Origin of the sequence: Pseudomonas sp. LS_2, from assembly GCF_042709235.1 — a bacterium.
Taxonomy (GTDB): domain Bacteria; phylum Pseudomonadota; class Gammaproteobacteria; order Pseudomonadales; family Pseudomonadaceae; genus Aquipseudomonas.
In genome coordinates, this window is sequence record NZ_JAVAYC010000017.1 from 91,214 (window position 1) to 104,955 (window position 13,742).

General features: G+C 65.0%; 9 protein-coding genes. 6 read left to right on the top strand and 3 right to left on the bottom strand.

Annotation, left to right across the window (positions count from 1 at the left end; all coding sequences use genetic code 11):
• The first annotated feature begins 8 nt into the window (after window positions 1–8).
• The 6 genes from pepN to RAC97_RS16665 all read left to right on the top strand — a co-directional run bounded on the left by pepN (window position 9) and on the right by RAC97_RS16665 (window position 8,018).
• The gene (gene pepN, locus RAC97_RS16640) at window positions 9–2,666 is read left to right on the top strand and encodes an aminopeptidase N (protein WP_375100399.1); all 2,658 of its coding nucleotides are present in this window, start codon (window positions 9–11) and stop codon (window positions 2,664–2,666) included.
• A gap of 192 nt (window positions 2,667–2,858) precedes the next feature.
• Window positions 2,859–3,872, top strand: a complete 1,014-nt coding sequence (locus tag RAC97_RS16645) for a YCF48-related protein (RefSeq protein WP_375100400.1) — start codon at window positions 2,859–2,861, stop codon at window positions 3,870–3,872.
• The gene (locus RAC97_RS16650) at window positions 3,869–6,265 is read left to right on the top strand and encodes an RND family transporter (protein WP_375100401.1); all 2,397 of its coding nucleotides are present in this window, start codon (window positions 3,869–3,871) and stop codon (window positions 6,263–6,265) included. The genes RAC97_RS16645 and RAC97_RS16650 overlap by 4 nt, the downstream gene beginning before the upstream one ends.
• Before the next feature lie 65 nt (window positions 6,266–6,330).
• Window positions 6,331–6,621 carry a DUF5629 family protein gene (locus tag RAC97_RS16655; RefSeq protein ID WP_375100402.1) on the top strand — a complete coding sequence of 97 codons (291 nt, stop codon included), beginning with the start codon at window positions 6,331–6,333 and terminating at the stop codon, window positions 6,619–6,621.
• Entirely contained in the window at window positions 6,584–7,717 is a 1,134-nt protein-coding gene (locus tag RAC97_RS16660; protein ID WP_375100403.1) for a lactonase family protein, read from the top strand. Before RAC97_RS16655 ends, RAC97_RS16660 begins: the two co-directional genes overlap by 38 nt.
• A 121-nt stretch (window positions 7,718–7,838) precedes the next feature.
• Complete coding sequence (locus tag RAC97_RS16665; RefSeq protein ID WP_375100404.1) at window positions 7,839–8,018, top strand: hypothetical protein; 180 nt, start codon at window positions 7,839–7,841, stop codon at window positions 8,016–8,018.
• 259 nt (window positions 8,019–8,277) lie between these two features.
• On the opposite strand, the gene RAC97_RS16670 is transcribed toward RAC97_RS16665, so the two are convergent.
• The 3 genes from RAC97_RS16670 to RAC97_RS16680 are packed head-to-tail and all read right to left on the bottom strand — an operon-like array spanning window position 8,278 to window position 13,741.
• Entirely contained in the window at window positions 8,278–8,871 is a 594-nt protein-coding gene (locus tag RAC97_RS16670; RefSeq protein WP_375100405.1) for a glutathione S-transferase N-terminal domain-containing protein, read from the bottom strand.
• Window positions 8,868–12,512, bottom strand: coding sequence for an AAA family ATPase (locus tag RAC97_RS16675; protein ID WP_375100406.1), 3,645 nt, complete (start codon window positions 12,510–12,512; stop codon window positions 8,868–8,870). Before RAC97_RS16675 ends, RAC97_RS16670 begins: the two co-directional genes overlap by 4 nt.
• Window positions 12,509–13,741, bottom strand: a complete 1,233-nt coding sequence (locus RAC97_RS16680; RefSeq protein ID WP_379671497.1) for an exonuclease SbcCD subunit D C-terminal domain-containing protein — start codon at window positions 13,739–13,741, stop codon at window positions 12,509–12,511. Before RAC97_RS16680 ends, RAC97_RS16675 begins: the two co-directional genes overlap by 4 nt.
• Window position 13,742 lies beyond the last annotated feature (1 nt).

Genomic DNA, 13,742 nt, shown 5'->3' on the forward strand with positions numbered 1-13,742 from the left:
ATCGCCACATGCGTACCGAACAACCGCAAGTGATCTACCTCAAGGACTATCAGGCGCCCGAGTACCTGATCGACGAGACGCACCTGACCTTCGAACTGTTCGAGGACCACAGCCTGGTCCATGCGCAACTGGTCATGCGCCGCAACCCGGCGCGTGGCGCGGGCTTGCCGCCCCTGGTGCTGGACGGCCAGCAGCTGGAACTGCTGAGCGTGCAGGTCGATGACCAGGCCCTGACTGCCAACGACTACCAGCTCGATGACGACAGCCTGACCCTGCAGCCTGCGGCCGAGCGCTTCACCCTCGATACCACGGTGAAGATCCACCCGGAAAGCAACACCGCGCTGGAAGGCCTGTACAAGTCCGGCAAGATGTTCTGCACCCAGTGCGAGGCCGAGGGTTTCCGCAAGATCACCTACTACCTCGACCGCCCGGACGTGATGAGCACCTTCACCACCACGGTGATCGCCGAGCAGCACCGCTACCCGGTGCTGTTGAGCAACGGCAACCCGATCGGCAGCGGTCCGGCCGACGATGGCCGCCACTGGGCGACCTGGGAAGACCCGTTCATGAAGCCGGCCTACCTGTTCGCCCTGGTCGCGGGCGACCTGTGGTGCGTGGAAGACAGCTTCACCCGCCAGTCCGGCCGCGACGTAACTCTGCGTATCTACGTCGAGCCCGAGAACATCGACAAGTGCGACCACGCCATGGTCAGCCTGAAGAAGTCCATGCGTTGGGACGAAGAAGTGTATGGCCGTGAGTACGACCTGGACATCTTCATGATCGTCGCGGTCAACGACTTCAACATGGGCGCCATGGAAAACAAGGGCCTGAACATCTTCAACTCCAGCTGCGTGCTGGCCCGCGCCGAAACCGCCACCGATGCCGCGCACCAGCGTGTCGAAGGTGTGGTGGCCCACGAATATTTCCACAACTGGTCGGGCAACCGCGTGACCTGCCGCGACTGGTTCCAGCTGTCGCTCAAGGAAGGCTTCACGGTGTTCCGCGACGCCGAGTTCAGCGCCGACATGAACTCGCGCACGGTCAAGCGCATCGAGGACGTCGCCTACCTGCGCACCCACCAGTTCGCCGAAGACGCCGGCCCTATGGCTCACCCGGTGCGTCCGGACAGCTTCATCGAGATCTCCAACTTCTACACCCTGACCGTGTACGAGAAGGGCTCGGAAGTGGTGCGCATGGTCCGCACCCTGCTGGGCGCCGAGGGTTTCCGCAAGGGCAGCGACCTGTACTTCGAGCGTCACGACGGCCAGGCGGTGACCACCGACGACTTCATCAAGGCCATGGAAGACGCCAACGGCGCCGACCTGACCCAGTTCAAGCGCTGGTACAGCCAGGCCGGCACCCCGCGCCTGGACGTCAGCGAAGCCTATGACGCCGCCGCGCAAACCTACCAGCTGACCTTCCGCCAGAGCTGCCCGGCAACCCCGGACAAGGCTGAAAAGCTGCCGTTCGTGATCCCTGTCGAACTGGGCCTGCTGGACGCCGCAGGCAACGACCTGCCGCTGCGCCTGGCAGGTGAAGCCCAGGCTGCCGGCACCACCCGCGTGCTGGCAGTGACCGAGGCCGAGCAGACCTTCACCTTCGAGGGCATCGCCGCCAAGCCGTTGCCGTCGCTGCTGCGTGGCTTCAGCGCACCGGTCAAGCTGAGCTTCCCCTACGACCGCGACCAGCTGATGTTCCTCATGCAGCACGACAGCGACGGCTTCAACCGCTGGGAAGCGGGGCAGCAGTTGTCGGTGCAGGTGTTGCAGGAACTGATCGGCCAGTACCAGCGTGGCGAAGGGCTGAAGCTCGACCAGCGGCTGATCAGCGCCCTGGATACCGTGCTGGGCAATCCCTCGCTGGACCCGGCGATGGTCGCCGAGATGCTCTCGCTGCCCGGCGAGGCGTACCTCACCGAGATCAGCCAGGTGGCCGATGTCGACGCGATCCACGCTGCCCGCGAGTTCGCCCGCCAACAGATCGCCGCGCAGTTGTTCGATGCGCTGTGGGCGCGGTACCAGGCGCACCGCGAGGTGTCGCGCAATACTGCCTACGTGGCCGAGGCCGAGCACTTCGCCCGCCGTGGCCTGCAGAACATCGCGCTGTCGTACCTGATGCTCAGCGGCAAGCCGCAGGTGCTGGAGGCGACGCTGGAGCAATTCGAGCAGTGCGACAACATGACCGAGCGCCTCACCGCCCTGGCGGTGCTGGTCAACTCGCCGTTCGAGGCCGAACGGGCCCAGGCCCTGGACGCCTTTGCCGAACACTTCAAGGACAACCCGCTGGTCATGGACCAGTGGTTCAGCGTGCAGGCGGCCAGCAGCCTGCCGGGCGGGCTGGCGCGGGTCAAGGCGTTGATGCAGCACCCGGCCTTCACCCTGAAGAACCCGAACAAGGTGCGTGCGTTGGTAGGCGCGTTCGCCGGGCAGAACCTGGTCAACTTCCATGCTGCCGATGGCTCGGGCTACCGCTTCCTGGCGGATCTGGTGATCGAGCTCAATGCACTCAACCCTCAGATCGCTTCGCGCCAATTGGCGCCGCTGACGCGCTGGCGCAAGTATGACGACGCACGTCAGGCGTTGATGAAGGGTGAGCTGGAGCGCATCCTGGCGTCCGGGTCGTTGTCCAGCGATGTATATGAAGTCGTGAGCAAGAGCCTGGCGTAAGCCAGAAAGAAGGCTGGGGCCGCGCAGCGGCCCCCGCTTTTTTGTGCTTAACAAAACATAACGTCCCGCTCGTTGTTTTCCCCGCGATATCCCCGCTAGGATGGGCCAAAGCTATTGCAGGGCTCTAACCCAGGGTTTTCGCAGTACCTGCAATCGCTGACCCACTACAAGAACACACAACAGGGGGCAGTCATGAGGGAATGGCTGACCAGGCGCACAGCCTGGGCACTGACGGCCAGCGCGGTATTGGCGCTGGGAACATTGACCGCGAATGCACATGCCGCAGTCGCCGGGGAGTACTCGACCGAGTCGGCCAAGGCCAGCGAAAGCCTGTTGATCGATGCCACCCATGCCGGCAAGCGCCTGGTGGTGGTCGGTGACCGTGGCCATATCCTGTTCTCCGACGACCAGGGCAAGACCTGGACCCAGGCCCGTGTACCCACCCGGCAACTGCTCACCGCGGTGTTCTTCCTCGACGACAAGCGCGGCTGGGCCGTCGGCCACGATGCGCAGATCCTCGCCAGCACCGATGGCGGCGCCACCTGGACCAAGCAGTTCGAAGACCTTGCCCGTGAAGCCCCTCTGCTCGACGTCTGGTTCCTCGATGCCCAGCACGGTTTCGCCGTGGGTGCCTATGGCGCCTTGCTGGAAACCACCGATGGCGGCCAGCAATGGCAGGATGTCGCCGAACGCCTCGACAACCCCGACCAACTGCACCTGAATGCCATCGCGGCGGTCAAGGATGCCGGGCTGTTCATCGTCGGCGAGCAGGGCAGCATGTATCGCTCCAGCGATGCCGGGCAGACCTGGTCGCGGGTCGAGGGCCCCTACGAGGGCTCGCTGTTCGGCGTGATCGGCACCGCCCGGCCGAGCACCCTGCTGGCCTACGGCCTGCGCGGCAACCTGTTCCGTTCCACCGATTTCGGCGATAGCTGGCAGCCCATCGAGCTCAACGCCGCCCGCGGCCCGCTCGAATTCGGCCTGGCAAGCGCTACGCTTCTCGAGGATGGCAGCCTGGCCCTGGTCGGCAACGGTGGCAGCGTGCTGCGCAGCCACGACGATGGCCAGACCTTCACGGTCTACAACCGCAGCGACCGCATCGCCCTGTCCGGGGTAAGCGGTCTGGCAGATGGCGGTCTGTTGCTGGTGGGGCAGGGTGGGGTGCACCTGGCCACCGCCGAAGGTGCCGAGGAGGCAAGGCCATGACCCGCAGGGAGAATTTCGACATGCAGCACAACCAGGAAAAGGCCACCCTGCTCGAACGCCTGATCTTCAACAACCGGCCCATCGTCATTGCCATCTGCGTGCTGGTGAGCATCTTCCTGTTCTGGCAGGCCACGCAGATCCGCCCGTCCACCAGCTTCGAGAAGATGATCCCGTTGCAGCACCCGTTCATCGAGAAGATGCTCGAGCACCGCAACGACCTGGCCAACCTCGGCAATACCGTGCGTATTTCGGTCGAGTCGACCAAGGGCGACATCTTCGACAAGGACTACATGGAGACCCTGCGTCAGATCCACGACGAGGTGTTCTACATCCCCGGTGTCGACCGCGCGGGCCTGAAGTCGCTGTGGAGCCCCAGCGTGCGCTGGAGCGAGGTCACTGAAGAAGGTTTCTCCGGCGGCGAGGTGATCCCCAACACCTACAACGGCTCCCAGGACAGCCTCGATACCCTGCGTGACAACGTGCTCAAGTCCGGGCAGGTGGGACGCCTGGTGGCCAACAACTTCAAGTCGAGCATCATCGACATCCCATTGCTGGAGAACTTCCCCGACCCGGAGAACCCCGGCACCCTGACCAAGCTCGACTACCAGAAGTTCTCGCACCAGCTCGAAGCGCAGATCCGCGACAAGTTCCAGGCGCAGAACCCGGACGTGAAGATCCACATCGTCGGCTTCGCCAAGAAGGTCGGTGACCTGATCGACGGCCTGGTGATGGTGGCGATGTTCTTCGGCGTGGCCCTGGTGATCACCTGGGCACTGTTGTACTGGTTCACCTGGTGTATCCGCAGCACCATCGCCGTGCTGGTCACCACCCTGGTGGCGGTGGTCTGGCAGCTGGGCCTGATGCATGCGGTGGGCTTCGGCCTGGACCCGTACTCGATGCTGGTGCCGTTCCTGATCTTCGCCATCGGTATTTCCCACGGGGTGCAGAAGATCAACGGCATCGCCCTGCAATCGAGCGGCGCCGACAACGCCCTGACCGCCGCGCGGCGCACCTTCCGCCAGCTGTTCCTGCCGGGGATGATCGCCATCCTGGCCGACGCCGTGGGCTTCATCACCCTGCTGATCATCGACATCGGCGTGATCCGCGAGCTGGCCATCGGCGCCTCGATCGGCGTGGCGGTGATCGTCTTCACTAACCTGATCCTGCTGCCGGTCGCCATCTCGTATATCGGTATCAGCAAGAAGGCCATCGAGCGCAGCAAGAAGGACGCCGTGTGCGAGCACCCGTTCTGGCGCCTGCTGGCCAATTTCGCCAGCCCCAAGGTGGCGCCGGTGTCCATCGTCCTGGCCCTGCTGGCCTTTGGGGGCGGTCTCTGGTACAGCCAGAACCTGAAGATCGGCGACCTCGACCAGGGCGCCCCGGAGCTGCGGCCTGATTCGCGCTACAACCAGGACAACAATTTCATCATCAGCAACTATTCCACCAGTTCCGACGTGCTGGTGATCATGGTCAAGACGCCGTCCGAGAGCTGCTCGATCCATTCGACCATGGCGCCGATCGACGAGCTGATGTGGACCATGGAGAACACCCCCGGCGTGCAGTCGGCGATCTCCCTGGTGACCGTGTCCAAGCAAGTGATCAAGGGCATGAACGAGGGCAGCCTGAAATGGGAGACCCTCTCGCGCAACCCGGACATCCTCAACAACTCGATCGCCCGTGCCGACGGCCTCTACAACGCCGATTGCTCGCTGGCACCGGTGCTGGTGTTCCTCAACGACCACAAGGCCGAGACCCTCGAGCGGGTTACCGCTGCGGCCAAGGCCTTTGCCGACAGCCACGACAAGGAGGGCCTGCAGTTCCTGTTGGCGGCGGGTAACGCCGGCATCGAGGCGGCCACCAACGAAGTGATCAAGTCGGCCGAGCTGACCATCCTGATCCTGGTGTACATCTGCGTGGCGGTGATGTGCTTGATCACCTTCCGCTCCTTTGCCGCGACCCTGTGCATCGTCCTGCCGCTGGTGCTGACCTCGGTGCTGGGCAACGCCCTGATGGCCTTCATGGGCATCGGCGTGAAGGTCGCGACCTTGCCGGTGGTGGCCCTGGGCGTAGGTATCGGCGTGGACTACGGCATTTACATCTACAGCCGCCTGGAAAGCTTCCTGCGTGCCGGCCTGCCGTTGCAGGAGGCCTACTACGAAACCTTGCGCTCCACCGGCAAGGCGGTGCTGTTCACCGGGCTGTGCCTGGCCATCGGCGTGTGCACCTGGATCTTCTCGGCCATCAAGTTCCAGGCCGACATGGGCCTGATGCTGACCTTCATGCTGCTGTGGAACATGTTCGGTGCCCTGTGGCTGCTGCCGGCGCTGGCGCGGTTCCTGATCAAGCCAAGCAAGCTGGCGGGCAAGGAGGGTGGGTCGATCTTCGCCCACTGATACGGTTGGGGCCGCACAGCGGCCCCCCGCTGTATAATCGCTACCTTTTCCCATCAGGTACCTCCATGACCACCCTTGCTACCGCCCTCGATACTTGCGACATGCTGCTGATCGACGGCCTGCACGCTTTCGACTTCACCTTCGACGCCACGGGCCTGGCCATCGAATGCATGGACGGCCGCCAACTGCGCCGCTGGCATTTCACCTCCGAACAGGTCGCTGCCGCCCAGGGCGCCGGCGAGGACTGGTGCGTGCAGGATGCTGACGGCGCGCATCGTCTAGTCTGTATGAGTGCCTTGCGCGCCCCGGAAGACGACGATGAGCAAAACGACCTGGACGAGCCTGCTGACCGCTAGCCTGATGACCCTGATGGCCGACACCCATGCCGCGACCCTGCTGGTAGGCAGCTATACCGATGGCCAGAGCCAAGGTATCTACCGCTACAGCTTCGATACCCGCAGTGGGCAGATCGACGCCACGCCGCAGCAAGTCATCCAGAGCGTCAGCCCCTCCTGGCTGGTGCTGTCCGCCGACCAGCGCCAATTGTTCGCAGTCAATGAAACCGCCCAGGGCCAGGTCAGTAGCTTCGCGGTCGACGCCAAGGGCGTGATCAAGCCGCTGAACCAGGTGCCCAGCCAAGGCGACGAGCCTACCCACGCCAGCCTCAGCCACGACCAGCGCTACCTGTTCGTGGCCAACTACGCCGTTGCCCCCGACCCAGGCGGCAGCCTGGTGGCGCTGCCGGTGACACGCGATGGCAAGCTCAAGGGTGTCGTCCAGCAGCTGCGCCATGCGCCGAGCAAGGTCAACGCCGAGCGCCAGGCCGGCGCCCACGTGCATTCGCTGGTGCTGTCGCCGAACGGCCGCCATCTGTATGCCAGCGATCTGGGGGCGGACAAGGTGTTCATCTATCGCTATGACGGGGCCAGCACCGCGCAGCCGCTAAGCCCGGCGATCCCTGCCTTCGTCAGCCTGCCGCCCGGCAGCGGGCCGCGCCACCTGCTGTTCGATGCCAAGGGGCGACACGCCTTCCTGACCCTGGAAATGAGTGGCGAGGTGGTGATGTTCGATGTGCAGGAGCCGGCGCTCATCGAGCGTCAGCGTTTGCCCCTGAGCGAAAGCCAGGAGCCGGCGGCGAAAGCCAGCGCGGCTCTGCACCTGTCGGCGGACGGGCGTTTCCTGTACGTCAGCAACCGCGGCACTGCCAACCAGATCGTGGTCTACGCCGTGGGGCAGGACGACGGCCAACTGACCCTGTTGCAACGACGTTCCACAGACGGAGACCACCCGCGCGAATTCGCCCTGGACCCCAGCGGCAACTTCCTGCTGGTGGCCAACCAGAAAAGCAACCAGGTGGTCGTGATACGTCGCGACCCACGCAGCGGCAAGCTTGGCGAGACGCTGCAACGCCTACCTCAAGCGGCACCCTCGGATTTGAAGTTCATCGAGTAACTATCAATCGGCGTGATGTTCGTTACTTCTGTAATGAATTTTTACAAGCTCCGACGGGGGCGTAGGTTTGTCCCAAGGCCTCACCGGCCACTGTCAAACCACCGAAGTCGAGGATAGTCCCATGAATTTCAATCTCTTCCCGGTCATTGCCGCTTCCGCCATTTCCGCTTCTGTCGTCCTGCCGGCCCATGCCCAGGTCGAGAGCCGCGAGAAATCTTCCAGCACTCACAGCTATACCGAGAAATACCTGCAACAGAGCGCGCATTTCTACGCAGCGCTGAACGGCAAGAACGCGCACTGAAACGTACGAAAAGCCTGGTAATAGCATATCGCCATGTGATTGAATTTGACGCTGGTTTATTGACTCACCTGGGGTGAAGCATATGTGGCGTCTCGTGGCGGTGGTGGTATTGCTGATGTCGTCGCCGATCCTGGCGATTTGAAGGCTGTTGAATGATGGCATCTTCGCGGGCAAGCCCGCTCCTGCAAGGTCACAGGTGAATCTGGAGGAGTGGGCTTGCCCGCGAAGAGGGCATCAAAAACCGTACAAGGGCAATGTTTCAACGGGCCATGACGGCGTTGAACAGGTCCGACGCAAGCCACCTTTGCAACCAGCTCCGCACGCGCGGGTAAGGCGCCTCGGCGAACCATTGCGGTTCGACCCCGGCAAACTGGCGCAGCAGTGGCAACAGCGCGGCATCGGCCAGGCTCGGATGCCGGGCGAACAGGTAGGGCCTGTCTTCGAGCAAGCCTTCCAGTTCCGCCAGCCAGGGCGCTGCCTGCTCGCGGTAGTGCGCCCGGGAATGCGCGGGGTAACGCTCGGCGTACTTGTACAGGTTCACCTGGGCCTTGAAGTCGTGATCATTACGCGCGATCAACGCCTCGGCCTGTTGCGCCGCCGATGGGTCGGCAAGCAGACGCCAATCTTCGGGGTCATGCTGCGCTAGCGCCCAGCGCATGATGTCCAGGCTTTCCTCCAGCACCTGCTTCCCCGTATCGAGCACTGGCACCGTGCCCTTGGGCGATAGCGCCAGCAGCTCGGCGGGCTTGTGCTTCATCTGCACTTCGTGAACCTGCACCTCGCAGCCGGCATAGCGCAGCGCCAGGCGCGCACGCATGGCCCACGGGCAGCGGCGGAACGAGTAGAGGATCACCCGCAGACCTCCACCTCGCTCAAGCCATTACCCTGGCGCCGCACCTGGATCTGCACCGGGATCCGCTCGTGCATCTCCTGCACGTGGGAAATCACCGCGACCTTGCGGCCCTGGGCCTGGAGGCCGTCGAGAGCGTCCATGGCCAACTGCAGCGACTCGGGGTCGAGGCTGCCGAAGCCTTCATCGATGAACAGCGACTCGATGCGCAGGGTACTCGACGCCATCGACGCCAGGCCCAGCGCCAGGGCCAGCGACACCAGGAAGGTTTCGCCGCCCGACAGCGAATGCACCGAGCGCAATTCGTCGCCCATTTCGGTATCCAGCACCAGCAGGCCCAGCGCGCTGCCGCCGCGCTTGAGGCGGTAGCGCCGGGCCAGCTGGCGCAGTTGGCCATTGGCGTGGTGCAGCAACAGGTCGAGGTTGTAGCCCTGGGCGATCTTGCGGAACACATCGCCGGAGGCCGAGCCGATCAGGGCGCTCAGCCGTGCCCAGCGCTGCCATTCGCCATAGGCCTGGGCGATGGCCTCGGCCAGTGCCTGGTGCGCCTGCTGGCGGCGTTGGTCGTCGGCCTGGCGGGCACGCAGTTCGGCGCAGGCTTGCTCATGGGCGAGCAACTGTTCACGCAGGGCGGCCAGGGCGGTGTCCAGGTCGTCGCCGGGCAGCTCTGGGTTGGCCTGCGCCGTGTGCTCTCGTAGACGCTGCTCGCGCTCCTGAAGCAAGACGCGGCCCTGTTCGAGCGCCTTTTCCGCGCCTTGCAGGCGCTGGCGCAATTCGCCCACCTGGGTGTCGTCCATGGCCAGCAGGCGATCGAGGCCATTGTCGTCCAGCTCGGGGTGTTCGGCCCGCCACTGGGCGATCTGCCCTTGCAACTGCTGGTGTTCTTGTTCCAGGGCGTGCTGGCGGTTGGTATTGGCCTTGAGTTCACTGGCCAGGCGCACACTTTGGGTGCGCGTTTCCTGAAGCTGCGTGGCCGTTTCGGCTTCGGCGGCGCGGGCCTGTTCGACCTGCTGCTCCAGGTGCTGCTGCCAGTCCTCGGCACGCGGCTGTTCGCCGAGCAGTTCGGCCAGGGCGTTGCGGGTGCTTTCGAGCTGCGCGGCCTGGATGTCCAGCTGCTGTTGCAGCTCCTGCTGGCGCTGCACCCGGGCCAGATGCTGGTCACGCAGGCGTACCAACTGCTGCTGGCGCTGTTGCAGCTCCTGCTGTTCGTCTTTTTGCTGGTCGAGGTGCTGCAGGCGCTGGGTAACTTGTTGGTCCAGTGCCATGAAGGCGTGGGCAGGGTCGTCGCGCAGGGCCTGCAGCAGGTCAGGCGGCAGCAGGGTGGCAAAGTCGGCCAGCGCCTGGTCCAGGCGCTCCTGGTCCGAGGCCAGGGCCTGGTGCTGTTGCTCCAGGTTGCGCTGCGCCTGCTGCTGGACGTCGCGGGTGGCCTGCACTTGCTGGGTCAGGCGGGCGGCATCTTTTTGTAGGGTCAGCAGGGTCGACTGGCGCTGTTCGTCGCGGACGATTTCCTGCTCCAGACGCTGCAACTGGGCGCCCAGCCAGGCGCTACGGGCCTTGTCGTCGTGGGCTTGGAGCGCTGGCCACAGGGCATGGGCGGCCAGTTGTTCGGCCAGCGGTTGCAGTTGCTCGGCCAATTGGCCCTGCTGGTGCTGGTATTCCTTGATCTGGCCGTTGACCACGCCCACCTGGGTGCGCAGCTCGTTCAGGCGAGCGTTGAGCTGTTCCACCCGGGCCGCGGCGCCAGCTTCCTCGGCCTGGTCATGCTGGCCAAGGCTGTGCAGCAAGGCCTCGGGTTGGTGGAAGGGGTGTTCTGCACTGCCGCACACAGGGCACGGCTCGCCTTCCTGCAACTGGGCGCGTAGTTCCTCGACGCTGGCGTCGCGGGCCAGGCGTTGGCGTTCGAGCAGTTGCCGGGTCAGCGCCAGGGCCTGCTCGGCAGCTTGCAGTTCGGCCTTGGCCGCAGTGCCCTCGCCGATCAGTTGCTGGCGCTGTTGCAAGGCTTGTTGCTGGCGTTCGCCCAGGCTATCGATGCCTTGCCGCAGCTCCTGCTCGCGAGTATGCAGGCGCGACAGTTCTTCCACCGCACGCTGCTGCTTGCGATTGTCCTGGAGCATGCCGCCCAACAGGTCGAGCTGTTCGGCCAGGGCGTGGGGTTCTGCGGCGGCTTCGCGGAACAGCACCTCAAGGGCATCGCGTTGCTCCTGCAACCGGGCGTTTGCCTGGCTGGCCTGGGCTTGCAGGCCGGGCAGTTCTTCCTTGCCCTTGGCCAGGCGGCTGGCCACCTGCAATACCTGTTGGAGCTGGCCGCGATAGGCCGGCCAGGCGTGGTCGAAGGCGGCCAAGGGGGCGCTGTCGGCCAGGGCGGTGTCGATCTGTGCCAACTGCTGTTGGCTGCGCTGCTGTTGCTCGTCGAGCTGCTGCAGCTGGGTTTGCAGCTCCTGGCTGGATTGCTCGGCCTGCGCAGCAGTGTCGCGCAGCTTGCCCTGTTCCTGCTCAAGGCGCGCCAGGGTGTGCTGCTCGGCGAAGGCCTGGCGCAGCTTCGGCGCGCTCTCGGTGAGGTTGGCCTGTGCCTGCTCCAGGGCTTGGCGGGCGACGACCTGCGCCTGTTCCAGCTGTTCGGTGCGGGCGTGCAGTTCGGCTTGCTGGCGCTGTTGTTCCACCCGTTCGCTGGCCAACGGCGTCAACTGTGCAGCCAGCGCCTGTTGGCGATGGAACTGGTGACGCTGTGGCGCCAGGCGCTCCAGGCGTTGCAGGTCCAGGCGCGGTTCGGTGAGTTGTTGCCAGTCCTGCTCGGCGTTTTTCAGCGCCTGGCCCGCTTCGTCGTGCTGGGCCTGCAATTGACGTTGTTCGTGGAGCCAGGTGCGTTGCTGTTCGAACTGGCGCTCGCGGGCCTGGTCGGCCTTGAGCCGCTGTTGCGCTTGTTCCAGCTCCAGGTCGAGCGCGGTGCGGGCCTCCTGGCCCATCGGCAGCAGATGCTCGGCCTGTTTGCCGAGGTCCTTGTGCAGTGCCTCGGCGTCGCGCGCCTTGCTGAATGCCCGTTGCCCCAGTCGTGTATAGATCGACGTGTTGGTGAGCTTTTCCAGCAGCTCGCTGCGCTCGCGGTCGTCGGCCTTGAGGAAGGCGCCGAATTCGCTCTGGGCCAGCATCACCGCGCGGGTGAACTGCTCGAAGTTAAGCCCCAGGCGGGCTTCGACCAGCTGCTTGTAGTCGTTCTTGCCACTGGCCAGCAGTTGCTCGGCGTCCAGGTCGTAGAAGCTCTGGCGACTGTGCTGCAACTTGCCGTTGGCCTTGTCGCGGGCACGGTTTGCTTCCCAACGGGCGCGGTAGCGCTTGCCGTCGATGCCGACGAAGTCGACTTCGGCAAAGCCGCTGCCGGTGCCACGGCGCAAGAGGTTGCGCGGGTCGTAGGTGGGGATGTCACCGTCGGCGTCCGGCACCTTGGCTTCGCGGCCAATGTCGTTGAGCCGCGGCACGGTACCGAACAGTGCCAGGCACAAGGCGTCGAGCAGGGTGCTCTTGCCCGCGCCGGTAGGCCCGGTGATGGCGAACAGGCCAGCGCTGGCCAGGGGTTCGGCGGTGAAGTCGATGTCGACAGGGCCGGCGAGGGAGGCCAGGTTCTTCAGGCGGATGGCCAGGATCTTCATGGCTGCTGCTCCTCCAGTTGCAGGTCCTGCAGCAGCAGGGCGAAGTCGGCCAGTACCTGGTCGTCGGCGGGGTTGCCATAGGCTTGTTCCCAGGCGCGGCTGAACAGGTCTTGCGGGGTCATCTGGCTGAGTTCCACGAATTCCAGCGCGTCGCCGTCCTGCGCGCCGCGCCCGGCGTATTCGGCACTGATGCGCACCAGGCGCACGGCCTTGCCGTGCAGCGCCGCCTCGATCTGCTGGCGCAGGTCGGGCTGGGGTTCGTCCAGGCGTACGCGCACTTCCAGCCAGGGCTGGCGGTTGGGGTCGTCGAGCAGGTCGACCACTGGCAGCTCGGCCAACTGCTCCAGCAGCTCGCCCAGGGGGGCCGGGCCGACCCGTTGCAGGGCCACGGCACGCGGCACCAGGCGTGGCTCCACGCTGATCAGCTCGGGGCCGTCCAGCTCCACTTCCAGCACCTGGTGCGGGTAGTTGATTTCGGCAAACGACAGCGGAATGGGCGAGCCGCTGTAGCGGATGCGCGCCTCGCGGTTGACCTTCTGCGGCTTGTGCAAATGGCCGAGGGCAACGTAGCCGATGGCCTTGTCGAACAGCCTGGCGGGCAGCGCCTCGGCGTTGCCGATGATCAGGCTGCGCTCGGAGTCCTCCGACACCGAGCCACCGGCCATGTGCGCGTGGCTGATGGCGACCAGCGCCTGGCCCTTCTTGCGCTTGGCCAGGGCCGCAGCGATCAGTTGCTGGTGCACCTGGGTGATGCCTTGCAGGTAGTCGTCCCCCAGTTGCGGCCCGGTGACCTCCGCTGGGCGCAGGAACGGCAGGGCCAGGCACCAGGCGCCGACCTTGCCGCGTGCGTCGGTGAGCGGGATCAACAGCCGCTCGGCATCCAGCTGGCCTTCGTCGAGCCAGTGCACCCGGCCCAGGGCGTGGGTGCGCAAGCGGCGCATCAGCGCGGCGGGCAATTCGATGCGCGAGCCGGAGTCGTGGTTGCCGGCGATCATCACGATATCCAGCTTGGGCTGCTGCTCGTGGGCCTGGACGATGAAGTCGTAGAGCCTTTCCTGGGCTTTGACCGGAGGGTTGACCGTGTCGAAGAGGTCGCCGGCGATCAGCAGCGCATCTGGCTGGCGCAGGCGCAACTGGCCGAGCAGCCAGTCGAAGAAGCAGGCGTGTTCGAAGTCGCGTTCCTGGCCGTGCAGGCTTTGGCCCAGGTGCCAGTCGGAGGTGTGAAACAGA

What these genes read in the sequence shown, in the direction of transcription:
- pepN (WP_375100399.1), top strand. Translation starts at nt 9, where the DNA reads ATGCGTACCGAACAACCGCAAGTGATCTACCTCAAGGACTATCAGGCG.
- RAC97_RS16645 (WP_375100400.1), top strand. Translation starts at nt 2,859, where the DNA reads ATGAGGGAATGGCTGACCAGGCGCACAGCCTGGGCACTGACGGCCAGC.
- RAC97_RS16650 (WP_375100401.1), top strand. Translation starts at nt 3,869, where the DNA reads ATGACCCGCAGGGAGAATTTCGACATGCAGCACAACCAGGAAAAGGCC.
- RAC97_RS16655 (WP_375100402.1), top strand. Translation starts at nt 6,331, where the DNA reads ATGACCACCCTTGCTACCGCCCTCGATACTTGCGACATGCTGCTGATC.
- RAC97_RS16660 (WP_375100403.1), top strand. Translation starts at nt 6,584, where the DNA reads ATGAGCAAAACGACCTGGACGAGCCTGCTGACCGCTAGCCTGATGACC.
- RAC97_RS16665 (WP_375100404.1), top strand. Translation starts at nt 7,839, where the DNA reads ATGAATTTCAATCTCTTCCCGGTCATTGCCGCTTCCGCCATTTCCGCT.
- RAC97_RS16675 (WP_375100406.1), bottom strand. Translation starts at nt 12,512, where the DNA reads ATGAAGATCCTGGCCATCCGCCTGAAGAACCTGGCCTCCCTCGCCGGC.